Raw genomic sequence first — 21,666 nt, forward strand, 5'->3', positions numbered from 1 at the left:
AGATGATTCCATTTAACGCGCCTCCGGTCGTGGGCACTGAACTTGATTATATGCAATCTGCTATGGGCAGCGGCAAGCTCTGTGGCGACGGCGGGTTCACCCGTCGCTGCCAGCAGTGGATGGAGCAACGTTTCCACAGTGCCAAAGTTCTGCTGACGCCGTCCTGTACCGCATCGCTCGAGATGGCGGCGCTGCTGCTGGATATCCAGCCCGGCGATGAGGTGATCATGCCGAGCTACACCTTCGTCTCCACGGCGAACGCCTTTGTCCTGCGCGGGGCGAAAATCGTGTTTGTGGATATCCGCCCGGATACCATGAACATTGACGAAACGTTGATTGAAGCGGCGATCACCGACAAAACGCGGGCGATCGTGCCGGTGCATTATGCGGGCGTGGCCTGCGAAATGGACACCATCATGGCCATCGCCAAAAAGCACAACCTGTTCGTGGTGGAAGACGCCGCGCAGGGGGTGATGTCCACCTACAAAGGACGCGCGCTGGGCACCATCGGTCATATCGGCTGCTTTAGCTTCCACGAAACCAAAAACTACACCGCAGGCGGTGAGGGCGGCGCGACGCTGATTAACGATCGCGCTCTGGTAGAGCGTGCGGAAGTGATCCGTGAGAAAGGGACCAACCGCAGCCAGTTCTTCCGCGGCCAGGTGGATAAGTACACCTGGCGTGATATCGGCTCAAGCTACCTGATGGCGGACTTGCAGGCCGCATACCTCTGGGCGCAGCTGGAAGCGGCAGAGCGAATCAATCTGCACCGCCTCTCCCTGTGGCAAACCTACTACGACGCGCTGGCGCCGCTGGCTAAGGCAGGGCGTATTGAGCTGCCGACCGTACCGGCCGACTGCGTCCACAACGCCCACATGTTCTACATCAAGCTGCGCGATAACGACGATCGCAGCAAGCTGATTGCCTGGCTGAAAGAAGCGGAAATTATGGCGGTATTCCATTACATTCCGCTGCACTCCAGCCCGGCGGGAGAAGCCTTCGGCGCGTTTGCCGGTGAAGACCGCTACACCACCAAAGAGAGCGAACGTCTGCTTCGTCTGCCCCTGTTCTACAACCTCGCGCCGGTGAACCAGCGTACGGTGATCAATTCGCTTCTGAGTTATTTCGCCTGATATGTCTCTGGCAAAAGCGTCGGTGTGGACGGCAGCGTCCACGCTTGTAAAAATTGGCGCCGGATTACTGGTCGTCAAGCTGCTGGCCGTCTCATTTGGTCCGTCAGGCGTTGGGCTGGCCGGGAATTTCCGCCAGCTGGTCACGGTGCTTGGCGTGCTGGCGGGGGCCGGGATATTCAACGGCGTCACCAAATACGTAGCGCAGCATCATGACGATGCCGGAAAGCTCCGCACGGTGGTGGGGACCTCATCTGCAATGGTGCTGGGCTTCTCTACGCTGCTGGCCGTCGTCTTTTTGCTGGCGGCGGCACCCATCAGCCAGGGGCTGTTCGGACATACGCACTATCAGGGGCTGGTACGCCTGGTGGCGCTGGTGCAGATGGGCATCGCCTGGGCGAACCTGCTGCTGGCGCTGATGAAAGGCTTCCGTGATGCCGCCGGGAATGCACTGGCGCTGATCTTCGGCAGCGTCATCGGCGTTATTGCCTACTACTTTTGCTACCGGCTGGGCGGCTATGAAGGCGCACTGCTGGGGCTGGCGCTGGTGCCTGCCCTGGTTGTCATCCCGGCGGCGTTTATGCTGATGCGCAGAGGCGATGTCCCGCTGAGTTACCTGAAACCGCAGTGGGACAAGTTACTGGCAGGCCAGCTGGCGAAATTTACGCTGATGGCCCTCATCACTTCCGTCACCATTCCGGTAGCCTACGTGATGATGCGAAACCTGCTGGCAGCGCATTACAGCTGGGATGAAGTGGGGATTTGGCAGGGCGTGAGCAGCATTTCCGATGCCTACCTCCAATTTATTACGGCTTCCTTTAGCGTCTATTTGCTGCCAACCTTATCGCGCCTGACGTCCAGACAGGATATTACCCGCGAGATTTTTCGCTCCCTGCGTTTTGTGTTGCCGGCTGTTGCGGTCGCCAGCTTTACCGTCTGGTTGCTGCGTGACTTCGCCATCTGGCTGCTGTTTTCGGCGAAGTTTACCGCCATGCGCGACCTGTTTGCCTGGCAGCTGGTCGGCGATGTGCTGAAAGTGGGGGCGTACGTTTTCGGCTATCTGGTGATTGCGAAGGCCTCGCTGCGGCTGTATATCCTGGCAGAGATTAGCCAGTTTGCGCTGCTGACGGCATTTTCTCACTGGCTGATCCCTACCCACGGAGCGCTGGGGGCGGCTCAGGCCTATATGGCAACCTATATCGTTTATTTCGCTGCCTGTTGCGGCGTATTTTTACTTTGGCGTAAACGCGCATGACTGCACTGATACACATTCTGGGATCGGACATCCCGCATCATAACCAGACCGTTCTGCGGTTCTTCAACGATGAGCTGGCATCCGGCACGCCCGACGCGCGCGAGTTTATGGTTGTTGGAAAAGATAATGGCCTGAGCGCGGCCTGTCCGGCACTGAACATGACTTTCTGGCCAGACAAAGCGGCCCTGACCAAAGCCGTTGTCGCGAAAGCCAAAGCGGATCGAAGCCAGCGTTTCTTCTTCCACGGGCAGTTCAATACCGGCCTGTGGCTGGCGCTATTGAGCGGCGGGATCAAACCCTCCCAGTTCAGCTGGCATATCTGGGGAGCGGATCTCTATGAAGTCTCCCACGGCTGGAAATTCCGCCTGTTCTACCCGCTGCGCCGTCTGGCGCAGGCGCGCGTGGGCTGCGTTTTTGCCACCCGCGGCGATCTCACCTATTTTGCTAAACAGCATCCGAAGGTGCGCGGCGAGCTGCTCTATTTCCCGACCCGCATGGATCCAGCGCTGAACACGATGGCGAATGACGCGGTTCGTGAGGGCAAACTGACCATCCTGGTGGGGAATTCCGGCGATCGCAGCAACGAGCATGTCGCGGCGCTCCGGGCTGTGCATCAGCAGTTTGGCGACACGGTGAACGTGGTGGTGCCGATGGGCTATCCCGCCAATAACGACGCCTACATCGACGAGGTCCGCCAGCAGGGGCTTGCGCTGTTTAGCGCAGACAATCTGCATATTCTCAGGGATAAGCTGGAATTTGATGACTATCTCGCGCTGCTGCGAAAATGCGATCTGGGCTATTTCATCTTTGCCCGTCAGCAGGGGATTGGCACGCTGTGTCTGCTGATTCAGGCGGGAGTACCGTGCGTGCTCAACCGCGAAAACCCGTTCTGGCAGGACATGGCCGAGCAGCACATTCCGGTGCTGTTTACCTCTGACACGCTTAATGTCGGGGTGGTACGGGAAGCACAGCGCCAGCTCGCGCTGGTGGATAAAAATAGCATCGACTTTTTCAGCCCGAACTACCTCACGCCGTGGCACCGCGCGCTGCGTATTGCTTCAGGAGACAACGCATGAGCCAGTTGCAGTTTAGCGGCCTGCTGGTGGTCTGGCTGCTGAGCACGCTGTTTATCGCCACGCTCACCTGGTTTGAGTTCCGGCGCGTACGTTTTAACTTCAACGTCTTCTTCTCGCTGCTGTTTTTGCTGACCTTTTTCTTTGGTTTCCCGCTGACCAGCATCCTCGTGTTCCGCTTTGATGTGGGCGTTGCTCCGCCGGAAATCTTGTTGCAGGCGCTGCTCTCTGCGACCTGCTTCTACGCGGTGTACTACGTCACCTATAAAACGCGCCTGCGCGCGGCGAAAGACACCGCGCCCCGTCGACCGCTGTTTACCATGAACCGGGTAGAGACCCATCTGACGTGGGTTATGCTGATGACCATCGCCCTGGTCAGCGTGGCGATTTTCTTCATGCATAACGGTTTTTTACTGTTTAAGTTGCAGTCCTATAGCCAGATTTTTTCTGCCGAAGTCTCCGGCGTCGCGCTCAAGCGCTTCTTCTATTTCTTCATCCCGGCGATGCTGGTGGTCTTCTTCCTGCGCCAGGACAGCAAAGCCTGGCTGTTCTTCCTGGTCAGCACCGTCGCGTTTGGCATTCTGACCTACATGATCGTCGGCGGTACTCGCGCCAACATCATTATCGCCTTCGCGATTTTCCTGTTTATCGGCATTATTCGCGGCTGGATCTCCCTGTGGATGCTGGCGGCGGCAGGCGTCTTTGGCATTGTGGGAATGTTCTGGCTGGCGCTGAAGCGCTACGGTCTTAACGTAGCCGGTGACGAAGCGTTTTATACCTTCCTGTATCTGACGCGCGATACCTTCTCGCCGTGGGAAAACCTGGCATTGCTGCTGCAAAACTACGACAAGATCGAATTCCAGGGGCTGGCGCCGATTGTTCGCGATTTCTATGTCTTTATTCCGACGTGGCTGTGGCCTGACCGTCCCGGCATTGTCCTGAACACGGCGAACTATTTCACCTGGGAAGTGCTGAATAACCACTCGGGCCTGGCGATTTCCCCCACCCTGATTGGCTCGCTGGTGGTGATGGGCGGAACGTGGTTTATCCTGCCCGGCGCCATCGCGGTCGGACTGATAATAAAATGGTTCGACTGGCTGTACACGCTGGGTAACGAAGAGACGAACCGCTACAAAGCCGCTGTTTTGCACAGTTTCTGTTTCGGTGCCATTTTCAATATGATCGTTCTGGCGCGCGAGGGGCTGGATTCGTTCGTCTCGCGCGTGGTGTTCTTTATGGTTGTTTTCGGCGTCTGTCTGCTGCTGGCAAAACTCCTGTACTGGCTGTTTGACAGCGCAGGGCTTGTGCACAGACGTGAGCCACAGGGCAGCACAACGCTGTCGCAAGTCTGAGTAGGGATTATCATGACGGATAAAACTTCAGCCCCGCGTTATGCGCTGCGTGGGCTACAGCTGATTGGCTGGCGTGACATGCAGCACGCGCTGGATTTTCTGTTCGCGGACGGGCAGATGAAGTCGGGCACGCTGGTGGCCATCAACGCAGAAAAAATGCTGGCGGTTGAAGATAACGCGGAAGTGAAAAGCCTGATCGAAGCCGCGGAGTTTAAATACGCAGACGGTATTAGCGTGGTGCGTTCGATCCGGAAAAAGTTTCCAGACGCTAATGTGTCTCGCGTGGCGGGAGCCGACCTTTGGGAGCGGCTTATGGAGCGCGCAGGCGCTGAAGGCACGCCGGTATTTCTGATTGGCGGCAAGCCCGAGGTATTGGCACAGACCGAACAAAAGCTGCGTAGCCAGTGGAATGTCAACATCGTGGGCAGTCAGGATGGCTACTTCAGGCCGGAAGATCGCCAGGCGTTATATGAGCGCGTGCGCGACAGCGGGGCGAAAATTGTCACCGTCGCCATGGGGTCGCCGCGCCAGGAAATACTGATGCGCGATTGCCGTCTGTTCAGCCCGGATGCGCTCTATATGGGCGTTGGCGGCACCTACGACGTCTTTACCGGCCACGTTAAGCGTGCGCCGAAAGTCTGGCAAAATCTGGGCCTGGAGTGGCTGTACCGCCTGCTTTCCCAACCGACGCGCATCAAACGACAGATTCGCCTCCTGCGCTACCTCGCCTGGCACTACACCGGGAAAATGTAATCAATATGCAGCGCGATCTACCGTTCGCGCTGCAACGCCCCCCGCAAAACTGCTGAGTTTATGTGCAATGCATTCATTTTTTTAATGCATTGTTTGCCATTTGCCAGAATTTAAGAAACCATTCGCTCCGTATTTCAGTACCCCTCAAAAATAATAACCGGCAACAAGTCGGGAAACAGCAAACACAACCGAGGAATTATGGCAGAGAAAAAACCGGAGCTTCAGCGTGGGCTGGAAGCTCGACATATTGAACTGATCGCGCTGGGCGGGACTATCGGCGTTGGCCTGTTTATGGGCTCGGCAAGCACGCTGAAGTGGGCGGGGCCTTCCGTCCTGCTGGCGTATATTATTGCCGGGCTGTTCGTCTTCTTCATCATGCGCTCAATGGGCGAAATGCTGTTTTTGGAGCCGGTGACGGGCTCTTTCGCCGTTTACGCCCACCGTTATATGAGCCCGTTCTTTGGCTATCTCACGGCCTGGTCGTACTGGTTTATGTGGATGGCCGTGGGGATTTCGGAGATCACCGCCATCGGGGTCTACGTGCAGTTCTGGTTCCCGGAGATGGCCCAGTGGATACCCGCGCTTATTGCCGTAGGGCTGGTGGCGCTGGCGAACCTTGCCGCCGTTCGTCTTTACGGCGAAATCGAGTTCTGGTTTGCGATGATCAAAGTCACCACCATTATCGTGATGATTGTCGTTGGCCTTGGGGTCATCTTCTTTGGCTTCGGTAACGGCGGGCACGCCATCGGTTTTGGTAACCTGACCGGGCACGGCGGCTTCTTTGCGGGCGGCTGGAAGGGCTTCCTGACGGCGCTCTGTATCGTGGTGGCATCCTATCAGGGCGTAGAGCTAATCGGGATCACCGCAGGTGAAGCGAAAAACCCGCAGGTGACGCTGCGTAGCGCGGTAGGCAAGGTGCTGTGGCGTATCCTGATTTTCTATGTAGGCGCCATCTTCGTTATCGTGACCATTTTCCCGTGGAACGAAATTGGCACGACCGGCAGCCCGTTTGTTTTAACCTTTGCAAAGATTGGCATCACGGCGGCGGCCGCGATTATCAACTTTGTGGTGCTGACGGCGGCGCTTTCCGGCTGTAACAGTGGGATGTACAGCTGCGGGCGCATGCTTTACGCGCTCTCGCAAAACAAACAGCTGCCGGCAGTGATGGGCAAAGTCTCCCGCGTGGGTGTCCCCGTGGCGGGCGTGGCGGTATCAATTGTCATTCTGCTGATCGGTTCTTGCCTGAATTACATCATCCCCAATCCGCAGCGCGTGTTCGTTTACGTCTACAGCGCCAGCGTGCTGCCGGGGATGGTGCCGTGGTTTGTGATTCTGATCAGCCAGCTGCGTTTTCGTCAGGCGCACAGGCAGGCGATTGCCAGCCATCCGTTCCGCTCCATTTTGTTCCCGTATGCAAACTATTTAACGATGGCGTTCCTGATTTGCGTATTAATTGGAATGTACTTTAATGAAGATACCCGCATGTCGCTGTTTGTCGGGATGATCTTCCTGGCCGCCGTGACGGCAGCCTATAAGCTTTTTGGCCTGGGTCGCCGCGGCTCCGCCCATAAAGTGGAGGAATAAGCGGCAAAATGTGCAAACCATAACCAAACGCGCATTTTTTTCAAAAAAGCACTAGACAGCGGGGACGGAGGTACGTAATATCCAGCCCCGCAACGGCGCTAAGCGCCCGTAGCTCAGCTGGATAGAGCGCTGCCCTCCGGAGGCAGAGGTCTCAGGTTCGAATCCTGTCGGGCGCGCCATTTTAGTCCCGGCGCTAGAGCTGCGGTGGTCTGAGAAGTAGTCAGAACCGCGTGAAAGAATACAGTGGTGGCTATAGCTCAGTTGGTAGAGCCCTGGATTGTGATTCCAGTTGTCGTGGGTTCGAATCCCATTAGCCACCCCATTATTGAAAGAGTTGTGAATTGCGAAGGTGGCGGAATTGGTAGACGCGCTAGCTTCAGGTGTTAGTGTTCTTACGGACGTGGGGGTTCAAGTCCCCCCCCTCGCACCACGACTTTTAATGAATTGAACTAAAAATTCAAAAAAGCAGTACATCGGCGAGTAGCGCAGCTTGGTAGCGCAACTGGTTTGGGACCAGTGGGTCGGAGGTTCGAATCCTCTCTCGCCGACCAATTTTGAACCCCGCTTCGGCGGGGTTTTTTGTTTTCTGCGCTTTTTCATCCTGTAGCCATCCCCCGACAACACCCTGCATCCTTGTCGCGATTCAGCGACATATAACTCGTTAATAATAAAGAAATTTTTATTTTGTCGCTTTAAGCGTCTCCTGCTGACGACAGATCGCTGCCCTTAACGCGATGTTGTACGGTGTAAGGCGGTTCTTAACAGCATAATTTCCTTTTATCTTAAAATGTTGCGTGATGTAAAAGTTCTGTGTGTAAACCTGGCACAATACGTGCAATAATACAGGGGTAGATGCTCATTCCATCTCTTATGCTCGCCTCAGGGCCTCATAAACTCAGGAATGACGCAGAGCCGTTTACGGTGCTTATCGTCCACTGACAGATGTCGCTTCGGCCTCATCAAACACCATGGACACAACGTTGAGTGAAGCACCACATATGTTGTCTTACAGACCTGTTTTAACGCCTGCTTTTATAGCAGGCGTTTTTTTATGCCTAAAAAAAGGAGGCCATCTGGCCTCCTTGTGAATTACTGTTGCGTTCCGTTGTTCTGTAGCGTCAGCAGAAGTCCATCACGTCGCATGGCTGCGGCCTCTTCCGGCTTGTGCTGCTTGTCCAGCGAATCAGCAAGCCAGGCGTAATCGAATGCGTCCGGGCGCTGCTTCAGCGCCGCGCGGAAGGCGAGGCTCGCCTCCTGCCACTCGCCGTGCTTCATCAGTGACTGGCCCAGCGTACTCCACAGCAGCGGACGATCGCCGACGGTTTTGATCTGCTGGCGCAGTACTTTTTCGATCTGTTCAGGATTATTGGTCTTCAGGCGCGGGATCACCATTACCAGGCGGTCATCATACTGTCGCTTGAGACCGTCGAGGAGGATCTCCTGCGCGGTGTCATGGTCGTCACACTCAATCAGATGTTCGGCCATCGCGACCTGGAGAGGGACCTGCTGGCGTGTTTTGCGGCTCTGGTTTTTCCACCAGGCCTTCAGCCCGTCGCTGCCAAGATCGGCACGCGCCTGATCCATCAGGCCAATCCACGCCAGACGTTGAAGTTCATCACGGTGTTCATCATCGCCCACGTCGGCTTTCGCCATGGAAGGGATAATGTCCAGCAGCGATCCCCACGCACCGGTCCGGATGTATGCCTGCTCAGCAAGACGCAGCACTTCCGGATGACGAGGCGTAATTTCCAGCAGGCGGTCAACGCCGTGGCGTGCCGCATGGTTTTCATTCCGCGCCAGTTGCAGACGAACGCGGGTGATCTCAACCGGAATCGGATCCTTAGTAGAAAGCTCAGAGGCGCGTTCAAGATGCTGATTGGCGCGGGCCTCATCGCCTCGCTGCTGCGCCGCCTCAGCGGCCAGCAGATAGTTTACAACCGGCTGTTCTGCATGGTCGGCGTTTTTCGACATCAGCTTTTCAACCTGCTGATAATCGCCTTCGGCCAGCTTAAGCAGCGCCTGCTCGGTCTGCTTACGGGCGCGACGGCGCTTACGGCCAACGAACCAGCCGCGGGTATGCGCGCCGGTACGGAAAATACGACGCAGGATCCACTCCACGGCCAGCAGAACGACCACGCCCAGGATCAGGATAATCACCAGCCCGGTCACGCTGGTTTCGATGTTGTAGTTATCGGTCTGGATCAATACGTAACCCTGGTGACCCGCGAGCATCGGCCCCAGCACAATCCCGGCGATCAGCAGGATGAAGAGTAAGAAGACTTTTAGCATCATTACTCTCCTTGCGGCGCGTTTTCAGGCGCTGGCGCGGCGGCAGGTGCTTCAGCCGGGCGCTCTGCCGGAACGCCCGGCTGGGCCAGCAGGTTACGCACGCGCGTCTGCATGATCTTCTCCAGAATCGGCTGGCTCTCCAGTTTGTCCGGCACGTTCATGGTGATGTTTTGCTGGCTCAGCTTGTCGATATCCTCAAGGAACGCGGTCGTGGTTGCGTCATTGGTATCGTAGTAAGCGCGGACCCAGGTGGATACGTTATCCAGAGCCTGTTTGTAGGTCTCTTCCTGATGACGCGGTACGGCCTGAGCAGCCACCAGCAGGCGGGAGCGAATGTTTTCGCGCAGATAAACGTCCTGGTTAGGCGCCAGCAGCGGCACGGCAGTTTCATCGCGGCGGCGAACGGTAATGAAGCTGTCCATAAAGTTCTGCCAGCTCTTTTGCAGGTTGATACGCCACTCGCTCAGGGAGCTGGACAGCTCGGTGCCGTCGGAATCCATTGGGGAGTCGTCGTCGTTGTTGTCCGCCAGCTGAAGGTTATCAATCTGGTTCGAGAGCTGATTCACCTTAAGAATGATACCGTCGTAATCGACCTGAGAAACCGCAGACAGGCTGGCGATATCTTCCGTAATGGCGCGGCGTGCGCCGATCAGGCTCGGATCGTTCATGTCGGCCAGGCTTGCGTCGGCGCTTTTCAGCAGCGCGGCGGCGGTGGTGACATCCTGATCGCTCCAGAGCTTACGTCCGGCCAGCTTCACCAGAAAATCGGCCTGTGAGAGCAGCCAGGTTTTGGCATCGGTCCCGGAAATAGTGGCGACTTTTTCCTGCACTTCGCTCAGCTGTTTGGTCAACGCTTCACGCTTGCTGTTCGCGTCGGCGAGGGCGGCAGCCTGCTGCTTAATCACGCCTTCCAGCTCGGCTTTTTGCGTCTCCTGCGCTTTTTGCAGGGCGGTGATTTGGTTAACCAGCGCGTCGCTGGTGGCCGTCTGGTTGGTGCCCTGTTTCTTCACCAGCCCGTAAAGTCCCACGCCTGCGGCCAGCGCAATCGCGATGGCAATCACGCTCAGCGTAAGGCTGGTTTTGTTGCTGCCGTTTTTCTTCTCAACGGTTTTGTCTGTCGTCTCTGGCTGTGACGTGGTGTCCACAGTCTCCCTGGTCTCTTCAACCACGGCGGAGGATTTTTCGTGTTCCGTCATTATGGCTTCCCATTTGAGAGTTATTGTAATGCGCGCAGCAGCGCATCGTTGTCGGCGTTATCAGCGATCCGAATATCCTGCCAGCCCAGTTCCCGGGCGTGGTTCGCCAGACGCTCGCTGACGACCAGAAGCCGACAGCGGAGTAACCAGTTTTCGCGATACCAAAGCGGGATCAGCGACCAAAGCTGTTGTAACATTTCACCGCTGGTGACCACCAGCGTATTAATGCCGCGGGCGTGCCAGCGCATTGCTTCTTCCGCGCCATCGTAATGTTTCGCACAGCGCTGATAGCACTCCACAAACGTCACGTCTGCACCGCGTTCCCGCAACGTTTCACCCAGCAGTTCGCGGCCACCGTTGCCGCGCAAAATGAGCGCACGCTTTCCGGCAATGGTTTGTAATTCAGGTAATTGTAGCAAGACTTCGCTGATTTCCCGATCTAACGGGTAACGAACGTCAATTCCGCTGGCGGTGTGTAAGGCCAACGCGGTGGTGCGCCCGATGGCGAAATAGCGGGGTGTACAGGGCCAGCTAACGCCCTGCTGTTGCAGCTGCGCATGGGCAAACTCAACGGCATGCTGCGACAGGGCAAAGAGCAGATCGCCTTCCTGCAAGGCACGCATCTGGTCAGCGAGCGTAGACAGCTCGCGACCGGGGGAGAATTCAATCAGCGGAAAACTCCAGGCCACCTGCCCCAGTGCGCGCAGACGGCTCACTAACTGCTCTCCTGCGGGAGAAGGGCGGGTGACAAGAATACTCATGCAGGGGGTTCTCCGTTATAGACCTCGGCCAGAATTTCACGCGCGCCGTTATTCAGCAGCTCTTCCGCCAGCGATACGCCAAGCGCTTCGGCATCCTGCGGCCTGCCGCGACGTTCACCGCGAACCATCTGCGAGCCGTCCGGCGCGCCGACCAGCGCACGCAACCACAGTTCACCGTCGGTTAATTCAGCATAGCTGCCAATGGGCACCTGACAGCCGCCTTCGAGACGAGTATTCATCGCACGCTCGGCTTTTACGCGAATGGCGGTGTCGTCATGATTCAGCGGCGCGAGCAGGGCCTGGGTGCGCGCATCATCCAGACGGCATTCAATGCCGACGGCACCCTGACCGACGGCGGGTAGCGACAGCTCCGGCGGCAACGCCACGCGAATGCGTTCCTCCAGCCCCAGGCGTTTCAGGCCCGCAACCGCAAGAATAATGGCATCGTAGTCGCCGTTATCCAGCTTGCCAAGGCGCGTGCCGACGTTACCGCGCAGCGAACGAATCACCAGATCCGGGCGACGCTCCGCCAGCTGACACTGGCGGCGTAAACTTGACGTGCCGACCACGCTGCCCTCTGGCAACGCGTCGAGCGACGCATAGCGGTTAGAGACAAACGCATCGCGCGGATCCTCGCGCTCGCAGATAGTCACCAGCCCCAGCCCTTCCGGGAACTCAACGGGCACGTCTTTCATCGAATGCACGGCGATATCGGCGCGGTTCTCAAGCAATGCCAGTTCCAGCTCTTTGACAAACAGGCCCTTGCCGCCCACTTTCGCCAGCGGCGTATCGAGGATTACGTCACCGCGCGTGACCATTGGCACCAGCTCAACGCGTAATCCGGTGTGGCAGGCTTCCAGGCGCTGCTTAACATAATGTGCCTGCCAGAGCGCAAGGGGACTTTGGCGTGTGGCAATTCTCAAAACATTGTCTAACATGCTTGTTACCGTCATTATCAATCGCTAACCATCCTAACATTGTTGACACTCGGATGGCAGTTTTACGGTTGATGAAGCGCGAGAGGGACAGGGCGGCGTACGCGTCAGCCACCGCCGTATTCAGGAATTTACACGTACAGAACGGTGCTACACTTGTATGTAGCGCATCTTTCTTTACGGTCAACCGGCAAGGTGTTAAATTGATCACGTTTTAGACCATTTTTCGTCTGTACCACCAGAAAAGCAAAAGGCGAAAGAAGGGTAACGGTTATTTTTTGAAATACTGCGGGTCCGCTGCTTTTTCTGTTTTGACTGGCGTGCGACACCCGGAAACATCAGGCGATACGTCTTGTACCTCTATATTGAGACTCTGAAACAGAGACTGGATGCCATCAATCAATTGCGCGTGGATCGCGCGCTTGCTGCCATGGGCCCTGCTTTCCAGCAGGTATACAGTCTACTGCCGACATTGTTGCACTATCACCATCCGCTAATGCCGGGTTACCTCGATGGTAACGTTCCCCAGGGCATTTGCCTCTTCACGCCTGATGAAACCCAACAGCATTACCTGACTGAACTTGAGCTCTACCGTGGTATGCCGCCGCAGGATTCACCGAAAGGTGAGCTGCCGATTACCGGGGTTTACTCGATGGGCAGTACCTCATCGGTTGGGCAAAGCTGTTCTTCTGACCTGGATATCTGGGTCTGCCATCAGTCCTGGCTCGACAATGAAGAGCGCCAGCTGTTGCAGCGTAAATGCAGCCTGCTGGAGAGCTGGGCGGCGTCGCTCGGCGTGGAAGTAAGCTTCTTCCTGATTGATGAAAACCGTTTCCGCCATAACGAAAGCGGCAGTCTGGGTGGTGAAGACTGCGGCTCGACTCAGCACATTCTGTTGCTGGATGAGTTTTACCGTACCGCCGTTCGCCTGGCGGGGAAACGTATTCTGTGGAATATGGTGCCGTGCGATGAAGAAGAAAATTATGACGACTACGTCATGTCGCTTTACTCGCAGGGCGTTCTGACGCCAAACGAGTGGCTGGATCTGGGCGGCCTGAGCTCCCTGTCTGCCGAAGAGTACTTTGGCGCAAGCCTCTGGCAGCTTTATAAGAGCATTGATTCACCGTACAAAGCGGTGCTGAAAACCCTGCTGCTGGAAGCCTACTCCTGGGAATATCCCACGCCGCGTCTGCTGGCGAAAGACATTAAGCAGCGTCTGCACGACGGCGAGATCGTCTCCTACGGGCTTGATGCCTACTGCATGATGCTGGAACGCGTTACCGAATACCTGACGGCCATTGATGACACCACGCGTCTTGACCTGGTGCGTCGATGTTTCTATCTCAAAGTTTGTGAAAAACTGAGCCGTGAGCGCGCCTGCGTTGGCTGGCGTCGTGAAGTGGTCAGCCAGTTAGTCAAAGAGTGGGGATGGGACGAAGCGCGTCTCGCCATGCTCGACAACCGCGCCAACTGGAAGATCGATCAGGTGCGTGAGGCGCACAACGAACTGCTTGATGCGATGATGCAAAGCTACCGCAACCTGATCCGCTTTGCACGCCGCAACAACCTTAGCGTTTCTGCCAGCCCACAGGATATCGGGGTGTTAACCCGTAAGCTGTACGCCGCATTTGAAGCGTTGCCAGGCAAGGTTACGCTGGTTAACCCACAGATTTCGCCTGACCTGTCTGAACCGAATCTGACCTTTATCTACGTCCCGCCGGGCCGCGCAAACCGCACCGGGTGGTATCTGTACAACCGTGCGCCAAGCATGGATTCAATCATCAGCCATCAGCCGCTGGAATATAACCGCTACCTGAACAAGCTGGTGGCCTGGGCCTGGTTTAACGGCCTCCTCACCTCACGCACCCGGTTGTTTATCAAGGGCAACGAGGTAGTCGATTTAGCCAAGTTGCAGGAGATGGTGGCGGATGTCTCGCACCACTTCCCGCTGCGTCTGCCTGCGCCGACGCCAAAAGCGCTCTACAGCCCGTGTGAGATCCGCCATCTGGCGATCATCGTCAACCTGGAATACGACCCGACGGCGGCCTTCCGCAATCAGGTGGTCCACTTTGACTTCCGCAAGCTGGACGTCTTTAGCTTCGGCGAGCAGCAAAACTGCCTGGTGGGCAGCGTGGATCTGCTGTACCGCAACTCGTGGAACGAAGTACGTACCCTGCACTTCAACGGCGAGCAGGCGATGATCGAAGCGCTGAAAACCATTCTCGGCAAGATGCACCAGGACGCCGCGCCGCCGGACAGTGTGGAAGTGTTCTGCTACAGCCAGCACCTGCGCGGCCTGATTCGTACCCGCGTGCAGCAGCTGGTGTCTGAGTGCATCGAACTGCGCCTCTCCAGCACCCGCCAGGAAACCGGGCGCTTTAAAGCGCTGCGCGTCTCCGGCCAGACCTGGGGCCTGTTCTTTGAGCGCCTGAACGTGTCGGTACAGAAGCTGGAAAACGCCATTGAATTCTACGGCGCGATTTCGCACAACAAGCTGCATGGCCTGTCGGTTCAGGTGGAAACCAACCACGTTAAGCTGCCACAGGTGGTGGATGGCTTTGCGAGTGAAGGGATCATTCAGTTCTTTTTCGAAGAGTCGGGCGATAACGCCGGGTTTAACATCTACATTCTGGATGAAACCAACCGCGCCGAGGTGTATCACCACTGTGAAGGCAGTAAAGAGGAGCTGGTGCGCGACGTCAGCCGCTTCTATTCGTCCTCGCACGATCGCTTTACCTACGGCTCAAGCTTTATCAACTTCAACCTGCCGCAGTTCTACCAGATTGTGAACGTAGATGGCCGGGCGCAGGTGATCCCGTTCCGTACGCAGGCAATTACCCCTGCGGCGCCTGCGAATCAGGATACCGCACCGCTGTTGCAGCAGTATTTCTCCTGAGCCTTTTCGCCGGGTGGCGCTTACGCTTACCCGGCCTACGGTCCGAGCCTTTTCGCCGGGTGGCGCTCACGCTTACCCGGCCTACGGTCCGAGCCGTTGTAGGCCCGGTAAGGCGTAGCCGCCACCGGGCAACAAAACTACCTGAAACTCACGTCCTCGCCCGCCTGCGCGGTTGCAGCCTGTTCCAGCAGATCCCAGAACGTTTCGCCGCTGCGATCGCAAACCCACTCGTCACCTTTCAGGTCAAAGTGATAACCGCCCTGTTTAGCCGCCAGCCACACCTGGTGAAGCGGCTCCTGACGGTTAATAATAATTTTGCTGCCGTTTTCGAAGCTTAAGGTCAGGATCCCGCCGTTGATTTCACAATCGATATCGCTGTCGCCGTCCCAGCCGTCGATACGCTCTTCGATGGTCATCCACAGGGTATCGGCGAGGCGATGAAATTCACTGTCGTTCATGGTTTTATTCCTGTTTTTCGTGATGGCGGCAGTATAACGCTAAATAATTCCCGTTGCAGGAAAGCGGCAAACTCTTGCTTTTGTGTCTTCTCCTGCGATGATAGAAACAGATTTGAACTTACGGGCAACCTCTACATGAAAAACGTCTTTCGAACGCTTGCCGTTCTTGTCACTCTGTTTAGCCTGACCGGCTGTGGGCTGAAGGGACCACTTTACTTCCCGCCAGAGGATAAAAACGCACCACCGCCGACAAAACCGGTGCAAAGTGGTATCGAGTCATCTACGCCGGATACCAACGATCGCGGCAATAACGGTGGCCCGACTCAGGTCAATCTCTGACGATTACGTTCTGTACCCGCGCAATGGAGCAAATGATGCAGTTCTCTAAAATGCATGGCCTTGGCAACGACTTTATGGTCGTCGACGCGGTAACGCAGAATGTTTTTTTCTCCCCGGAGCTGATCCGTCGTCTGGCGGATCGACACGTGGGCGTGGGGTTTGACCAGCTGCTGGTGGTGGAGCCTCCTTACGATCCTGACCTGGACTTTCACTACCGCATTTTTAACGCCGACGGCAGCGAAGTGTCCCAGTGCGGCAATGGCGCGCGCTGTTTTGCCCGCTTTGTTCGGCTAAAGGGGCTCACCAACAAGCGCGATATCCGCGTCAGCACCGCCAACGGTCGGATGGTGCTCAGCGTCACCGACGACGAACTGGTGCGCGTGAACATGGGCGAGCCAAACTTCGAGCCTTCTGCCGTGCCGTTTCGCGCCAACAAAGCGGAAAAGACCTATATTATGCGCGCCGCCGAGCAGACAGTATTGTGCGGCGTTGTCTCAATGGGTAACCCGCACTGCGTGATTCAGGTGGATGATGTGCAAACTGCCGCGGTCGAAACGCTCGGCCCGGTGCTGGAAAGCCACGAGCGCTTCCCGGAGCGGGCGAACATCGGTTTCATGCAGGTGGTGAAGCGTGAACACATTCGCCTGCGGGTTTACGAGCGCGGCGCGGGCGAAACCCAGGCCTGTGGAAGCGGTGCCTGTGCGGCGGTGGCCGTGGGCATCTCGCAGGGGTTACTGGCAGAAGAGGTTCGCGTGGAATTACCGGGCGGGCGTCTTGATATCGCCTGGAAAGGAGCGGGTCATCCACTGTACATGACTGGCCCGGCGACACATGTTTATGACGGGTTTATCCATCTATGAAGCAACCAGGGGAAGAACTGCGGGAACCCTTAACGGAGCTGGACGACAGCGCCGTTGTGGATTACCTGCTGCATAATCCTGAGTTTTTTATCCGCAATGCACGCGTCGTCGAACGGATGCGCGTGCCGCATCCGGTTCGCGAGACCGTGTCGCTGGTTGAATGGCACATGGCGCGCTCGCGCAATCACATCCATCAGCTCGAAGAGAACATGACGCTGCTGATGGAGCAGGCCAGCAATAACGAAAGCCTGTTCCACCGTCTTCTGCACCTCCAGGCGCGTCTGGCGTCTGCGCACAGTCTCGAAGAGTTTCTCAACCGTTTCCACCGCTGGGCGCGCGAGCTGGGGTTGGCAGGCGCAACTCTCCGCCTGTTCCCTGACCGCTGGCGCATTGGCGCGCCGTCCGGGTTTACCCATCTGGCGCTTAGCCGTCAGGCGTTTGAGCCGCTGCGCATTCAGCGTCTGGGCCATGAGCACCACTATCTGGGGCCGCTTAACGGACCCGAGCTGTTGGTGGTGCTGCCGGAAGCCAAAGCTATTGGCTCGGTGGCGATGTCGCTGATGGGGCGTGATGGTGACCTGGGTGTGATGTTGTTTACCAGCCGCGACGCGCATCATTATGAGCAGGGGCAGGGCACGCAGCTGCTACAGGAAATCGCCCTGATGCTGCCTGAGCTGCTGGAGCGCTGGATTGAGCGCGTATGACGGACGCACTGCTCGCCACTGACGTCTCGCGCTTTCTGCGCTATCTGGGCGTAGAGCGTCAGCTCAGCCCCATTACGCTGCTCAACTATCAGCGTCAGCTTGATGCCATCATGCAGATTGCCGATGAAATCGGCCTGAAAAGCTGGCAACAATGTGACGCCGCCACGGTACGCGGATTCGTCGTGCGTAGCCGTAAAAAAAACTTAAGCCCGGCGAGCCTGGCGCTCCGGCTCTCTGCCCTGCGCAGCTTTTTCGACTGGCTGGTCAGTCAGGGCAAGCTGAAAGCTAACCCGGCAAAAGGGATCGCCACGCCAAAAGCCCCACGCCATCTGCCGAAAAATATCGACGTCGACGACGTAAACCGCCTGCTGGATATCGATCTTAACGATCCGCTGGCCGTGCGCGACCGCGCGATGCTGGAGGTGATGTACGGTGCCGGGCTGCGTCTTTCCGAGCTGGTCAATCTCGATATAAAACATCTCGACCTGGAAACGGGCGAAGTGTGGGTGATGGGCAAGGGCAGCAAAGAGCGCCGCCTGCCGATTGGCCGCAACGCCGTCTCCTGGATTGAGCACTGGCTGGATCTGCGCGGGCTGTTTGGCGCCGAAGAAGATGCGCTGTTTTTGTCGAAGCTTGGCAAGCGGATCTCCGCGCGTAACGTGCAGAAACGCTTTGCGGAGTGGGGCATCAAGCAGGGGCTGAACAGCCACGTGCATCCGCACAAGCTGCGCCACTCCTTTGCGACGCACATGCTGGAATCAAGCGGTGACCTGCGCGGCGTGCAGGAGCTGCTCGGCCACGCGAATCTGTCGACCACCCAAATCTATACCCATTTAGACTTCCAACACCTTGCCTCGGTGTATGACGCGGCGCATCCACGCGCCAAACGGGGGAAATAATGCGTTTTTACCGCCCACTCGGCCAGATATCAGCCCTGACGTTTGACCTTGATGACACTCTTTACGATAACCGTCCGGTGATCCTGCGTACCGAGCAGGAGTCGCTGACGTTTGTGCAGAACTACCATCCTGCGCTGAAAGCGATGCAGAACAAAGACTTCCAGCAGCTGCGTCAGTCCCTGCGGGAAACCGAACCGGAGATTTACCACGACGTGACCGAATGGCGTCGCCGGGCGGTTGAGCAGGCGATGCTCAACGCCGGCCTGAGCGCGCAGGATGCGGCCACGGGGGCCGAAGCGGCCATGGAAAACTTCGCCAAATGGCGCAGCCGCATCGATGTGCCGCAGGAGACACACGACACGCTGGCGAAACTGGCCAGTAAGTGGCCGCTGGTGGCCATCACCAACGGCAACGCTCAGCCCGAGCTGTTCGGCTTAGGTGACTATTTTCAGTTCGTGCTGCGCGCGGGCCCGCACGGGCGCTCGAAGCCGTTTAACGATATGTATCACCTGGCGGCGGAAAAACTGGATTTGCCGCTCGGCGAAATCCTGCACGTGGGCGATGACCTGACCACGGACGTCGCCGGGGCGATCCGCTGCGGTATGCAGGCCTGCTGGATCAAGCCGGAAAACGCCGATCTGATGACCACCCCAGACAGCCGTCTTCTGCCGCACGTGGAAATTTCGCGGTTGGCATCCCTCACGACGCTGATATAATCATCAATTGTTCTGTATAAATTAACAGGGTTTTGGCGAATGGAAACATTTGCCTGCCCGACATGACGTGACGGTGCCAATGGACGTTTCTTACCTGCTCGACAGCCTTAATGATAAACAACGTGATGCGGTTGCCGCCTCGCGTACAAACCTGCTGGTACTGGCTGGAGCGGGCAGTGGTAAGACGCGCGTGCTGGTTCATCGTATCGCCTGGCTCCAGAGCGTGGAGAACTGCTCGCCGTATTCGATTATGGCCGTGACGTTTACCAACAAGGCGGCGGCAGAGATGCGCCACCGTATCGCACAGCTGATGGGCACCAGCCAGGGCGGCATGTGGGTTGGCACCTTCCACGGCCTGGCGCACCGTCTGCTGCGCGCGCACCATATGGACGCTAACCTGCCGCAGGATTTCCAGATCCTCGACAGCGAAGACCAGCTCCGCCTGCTGAAGCGCCTGATCAAGGCGATGAACCTCGACGAGAAGCAGTGGCCGCCGCGTCAGGCGATGTGGTACATCAACGGTCAGAAAGACGAGGGTCTGCGTCCGCACCATATCCAGAGCTTCGGTAATCCGGTCGAGCAGACCTGGCAGAACGTCTACAAGGCCTATCAGGAAGCGTGCGACCGCGCTGGCCTGGTGGATTTCGCCGAGCTGCTGCTGCGCGCCCACGAGCTGTGGCTCAACAAACCGCATATCCTGCAACACTACCGTGAACGCTTCACCAACATCCTGGTGGACGAATTCCAGGATACCAACAACATCCAGTACGCGTGGATCCGCCTGCTGGCCGGTGATACCGGCAAGGTGATGATCGTCGGCGATGACGACCAGTCTATCTATGGCTGGCGCGGCGCGCAGGTGGAAAACATCCAGCGCTTCCTCAACGATTTCCCCGGCGCGCAAACCATCCGTCTGGAGCAGAACTACCGCTCAACCAGCAATATTCTGAGCGCGGCCAACGCCCTGATTGAGAACAACAACGGGCGTCTGGGTAAAAAGCTATGGACCGACGGCGTCGACGGCGAACCTATTTCGATTTACTGCGCCTTCAACGAACTCGACGAAGCGCGCTTCGTGGTGAACCGCATTAAAACCTGGCAGGACAACGGCGGCGCGCTGGAGCAGTGCGCCATTCTCTATCGCAGCAACGCCCAGTCGCGCGTGCTGGAAGAGGCGCTGTTGCAGGTGAGCATGCCGTACCGTATTTATGGCGGTATGCGCTTCTTCGAACGTCAGGAGATCAAAGATGCGCTCTCGTATCTGCGTCTGATTGCCAACCGTAACGACGATGCGGCGTTTGAGCGCGTGGTGAACACGCCGACGCGCGGCATCGGCGATCGCACGCTGGACGTGGTGCGCCAGGCCTCGCGCGATCGTCAGCTTACGCTGTGGCAGGCGTGCCGCGAGCTGTTGCAGGAAAAAGCCCTCGCCGGACGCGCCGCCAGCGCGTTGCAGCGCTTCCTGGAATTAATTGACGCGCTGGCGCAGGAAACCGCCGACATGCCGCTGCACGTACAGACCGACCGGGTGATCAAAGATTCCGGCCTGCGCACCATGTACGAGCAGGAAAAAGGCGAAAAGGGGCAGACCCGTATAGAGAACTTAGAGGAACTGGTCACGGCAACGCGCCAGTTCAGCTACAACGAAGAAGACGAAGATCTGATGCCGTTGCAGGCATTCCTCTCTCACGCCGCGCTGGAGGCGGGGGAAGGGCAGGCCGATACCTGGCAGGATGCGGTTCAGCTGATGACCCTGCACTCCGCCAAAGGTCTGGAGTTCCCGCAAGTGTTTATCGTCGGGATGGAAGAAGGCATGTTCCCGAGCCAGATGTCGCTGGATGAAGGCGGGCGTCTGGAAGAAGAGCGTCGTCTGGCCTACGTGGGCGTTACCCGTGCGATGCAGAAGCTGACCCTGACCTACGCGGAAACCCGCCGCCTGTACGGGAAAGAGGTGTATCACCGTCCGTCGCGCTTTATCGGCGAGCTGCCCGAGGAGTGCGTGGAAGAGGTGCGCCTGCGCGCCAGCATCAGCCGTCCGGTCAGCCATCAGCGTATGGGGTCGCCGATCTCTGAAACCGACACCGGGTACAAGCTGGGCCAGCGCGTGCGCCACGCTAAATTTGGCGAAGGCACCATCGTCAACCTGGAAGGCAGCGGCGAGCACAGCCGCTTGCAGGTAGCGTTCCAGGGGCAGGGGATCAAATGGCTGGTGGCAGCCTATGCCAGGCTGGAAAGTGTGTAACTTTCAGAAAAATATCACTATTTTGTAATATTCTGCTAGCCTTATACGCTGAAGGTCAATTAATGCCCTTCAGCGTTCCGTTGCGTGTTGACGCCACAGTTATTGCTGGCGTAACATGCGCGCACGATTACGCTAAGAGGACATTCGCCTTGGACACACCCAGTAGATACTGGCTCAATTCCCTGTCATCCAGGAACAACTCCTAAGGCTATCTCCTCTTGCTG

The 21,666-nt window shown here is 57.4% G+C and carries 19 protein-coding genes and 4 tRNA genes; 18 read left to right on the forward strand and 5 right to left on the reverse strand.

All coding sequences use genetic code 11. From position 1 onward, the window contains the following. Window positions 1-2 precede the first annotated feature (2 nt). The 10 genes from rffA (at window position 3) to DBR02_RS11455 (ending at window position 7,698) form a co-directional block, all read left to right on the forward strand. On the forward strand, window positions 3-1,133 hold the full coding sequence (gene rffA / locus DBR02_RS11410) for a dTDP-4-amino-4,6-dideoxygalactose transaminase (RefSeq protein WP_063452161.1): 1,131 nt from the start codon (window positions 3-5) through the stop codon (window positions 1,131-1,133). A gap of 1 nt (window position 1,134) precedes the next feature. Further along, on the forward strand, window positions 1,135-2,385 hold the full coding sequence (wzxE, locus tag DBR02_RS11415; RefSeq protein WP_107534419.1) for a lipid III flippase WzxE: 1,251 nt from the start codon (window positions 1,135-1,137) through the stop codon (window positions 2,383-2,385). Beyond that, window positions 2,382-3,461, forward strand: a complete 1,080-nt coding sequence (locus DBR02_RS11420; protein ID WP_107534420.1) for a TDP-N-acetylfucosamine:lipid II N-acetylfucosaminyltransferase — start codon at window positions 2,382-2,384, stop codon at window positions 3,459-3,461. The genes wzxE and DBR02_RS11420 overlap by 4 nt, the downstream gene beginning before the upstream one ends. Then, window positions 3,458-4,810 (forward strand): ECA oligosaccharide polymerase, encoded by a 1,353-nt coding sequence (gene wzyE / locus DBR02_RS11425; RefSeq protein WP_063868827.1) that lies wholly within the window; start codon window positions 3,458-3,460, stop codon window positions 4,808-4,810. The genes DBR02_RS11420 and wzyE overlap by 4 nt, the downstream gene beginning before the upstream one ends. 12 nt (window positions 4,811-4,822) lie before the next feature. Further along, window positions 4,823-5,563: a lipopolysaccharide N-acetylmannosaminouronosyltransferase gene (gene wecG / locus DBR02_RS11430; protein WP_107534421.1), complete on the forward strand. Its 741-nt coding sequence runs from the start codon at window positions 4,823-4,825 to the stop codon at window positions 5,561-5,563. A gap of 198 nt (window positions 5,564-5,761) precedes the next feature. Beyond that, window positions 5,762-7,147, forward strand: coding sequence for a bifunctional threonine/serine APC transporter ThrP (thrP, locus tag DBR02_RS11435; protein ID WP_063868832.1), 1,386 nt, complete (start codon window positions 5,762-5,764; stop codon window positions 7,145-7,147). A 102-nt stretch (window positions 7,148-7,249) separates the two neighbouring features. Further along, window positions 7,250-7,326: transfer RNA gene (locus tag DBR02_RS11440), tRNA-Arg, on the forward strand. Between the two features lie 67 nt (window positions 7,327-7,393). Further along, a tRNA-His gene (locus DBR02_RS11445) sits at window positions 7,394-7,469 on the forward strand. 21 nt (window positions 7,470-7,490) lie between these two features. Further along, a tRNA-Leu gene (locus tag DBR02_RS11450) sits at window positions 7,491-7,577 on the forward strand. A 44-nt stretch (window positions 7,578-7,621) separates the two neighbouring features. After that, a tRNA-Pro gene (locus DBR02_RS11455) sits at window positions 7,622-7,698 on the forward strand. 538 nt (window positions 7,699-8,236) lie between these two features. On the opposite strand, the gene hemY is transcribed toward DBR02_RS11455, so the two are convergent. From hemY to hemC, 4 genes are read right to left on the reverse strand one after another with little or no spacing between them, the layout of a single operon-like run. Then, on the reverse strand, window positions 8,237-9,436 hold the full coding sequence (hemY, locus tag DBR02_RS11460) for a protoheme IX biogenesis protein HemY (protein WP_063452167.1): 1,200 nt from the start codon (window positions 9,434-9,436) through the stop codon (window positions 8,237-8,239). Between the two features lie 2 nt (window positions 9,437-9,438). Further along, window positions 9,439-10,632 carry a uroporphyrinogen-III C-methyltransferase gene (gene hemX / locus DBR02_RS11465; protein ID WP_107534422.1) on the reverse strand — a complete coding sequence of 398 codons (1,194 nt, stop codon included), beginning with the start codon at window positions 10,630-10,632 and terminating at the stop codon, window positions 9,439-9,441. A 20-nt stretch (window positions 10,633-10,652) separates the two neighbouring features. Further along, window positions 10,653-11,393 carry a uroporphyrinogen-III synthase gene (gene hemD / locus DBR02_RS11470; RefSeq protein ID WP_107534423.1) on the reverse strand — a complete coding sequence of 247 codons (741 nt, stop codon included), beginning with the start codon at window positions 11,391-11,393 and terminating at the stop codon, window positions 10,653-10,655. Next, window positions 11,390-12,331, reverse strand: coding sequence for a hydroxymethylbilane synthase (gene hemC / locus DBR02_RS11475; RefSeq protein ID WP_139158017.1), 942 nt, complete (start codon window positions 12,329-12,331; stop codon window positions 11,390-11,392). The genes hemD and hemC overlap by 4 nt, the downstream gene beginning before the upstream one ends. A 349-nt stretch (window positions 12,332-12,680) precedes the next feature. On the opposite strand from hemC, the gene cyaA reads away from it, so the two are divergent. Beyond that, on the forward strand, window positions 12,681-15,224 hold the full coding sequence (gene cyaA / locus DBR02_RS11485) for a class I adenylate cyclase (RefSeq protein WP_063452171.1): 2,544 nt from the start codon (window positions 12,681-12,683) through the stop codon (window positions 15,222-15,224). A gap of 137 nt (window positions 15,225-15,361) precedes the next feature. Here cyaA and cyaY read toward each other — a convergent pair whose 3' ends face one another. Further along, on the reverse strand, window positions 15,362-15,682 hold the full coding sequence (cyaY, locus tag DBR02_RS11490) for an iron donor protein CyaY (protein ID WP_107534425.1): 321 nt from the start codon (window positions 15,680-15,682) through the stop codon (window positions 15,362-15,364). Between the two features lie 135 nt (window positions 15,683-15,817). Here cyaY and lptM point away from each other — a divergent pair, with 135 nt between their 5' ends. The 7 genes from lptM (at window position 15,818) to ysgD (ending at window position 21,648) form a co-directional block, all read left to right on the forward strand. Further along, window positions 15,818-16,021 (forward strand): LPS translocon maturation chaperone LptM, encoded by a 204-nt coding sequence (lptM, locus tag DBR02_RS11495; protein ID WP_006812373.1) that lies wholly within the window; start codon window positions 15,818-15,820, stop codon window positions 16,019-16,021. 35 nt (window positions 16,022-16,056) lie between these two features. Continuing rightward, entirely contained in the window at window positions 16,057-16,881 is an 825-nt protein-coding gene (dapF, locus tag DBR02_RS11500; RefSeq protein ID WP_022646661.1) for a diaminopimelate epimerase, read from the forward strand. Further along, complete coding sequence (locus DBR02_RS11505; protein ID WP_063868844.1) at window positions 16,878-17,585, forward strand: DUF484 domain-containing protein; 708 nt, start codon at window positions 16,878-16,880, stop codon at window positions 17,583-17,585. The genes dapF and DBR02_RS11505 overlap by 4 nt, the downstream gene beginning before the upstream one ends. Further along, the gene (gene xerC, locus DBR02_RS11510) at window positions 17,582-18,484 is read left to right on the forward strand and encodes a tyrosine recombinase XerC (protein WP_063868846.1); all 903 of its coding nucleotides are present in this window, start codon (window positions 17,582-17,584) and stop codon (window positions 18,482-18,484) included. The genes DBR02_RS11505 and xerC overlap by 4 nt, the downstream gene beginning before the upstream one ends. Next, on the forward strand, window positions 18,484-19,200 hold the full coding sequence (yigB, locus tag DBR02_RS11515; RefSeq protein WP_063868848.1) for a 5-amino-6-(5-phospho-D-ribitylamino)uracil phosphatase YigB: 717 nt from the start codon (window positions 18,484-18,486) through the stop codon (window positions 19,198-19,200). Before xerC ends, yigB begins: the two co-directional genes overlap by 1 nt. Before the next feature lie 79 nt (window positions 19,201-19,279). Beyond that, the gene (gene uvrD, locus DBR02_RS11520; RefSeq protein WP_063868850.1) at window positions 19,280-21,442 is read left to right on the forward strand and encodes a DNA helicase II; all 2,163 of its coding nucleotides are present in this window, start codon (window positions 19,280-19,282) and stop codon (window positions 21,440-21,442) included. Window positions 21,443-21,591: 149 nt separating this feature from the next. Next, window positions 21,592-21,648, forward strand: a complete 57-nt coding sequence (gene ysgD / locus DBR02_RS26890; RefSeq protein ID WP_212743980.1) for a YsgD/CorL family protein — start codon at window positions 21,592-21,594, stop codon at window positions 21,646-21,648. The last annotated feature ends 18 nt before the right edge of the window (window positions 21,649-21,666 follow it).

The sequence above is a fragment of the Enterobacter cloacae complex sp. genome (assembly GCF_900322725.1).
Lineage (GTDB): Bacteria > Pseudomonadota > Gammaproteobacteria > Enterobacterales > Enterobacteriaceae > Enterobacter > Enterobacter quasihormaechei.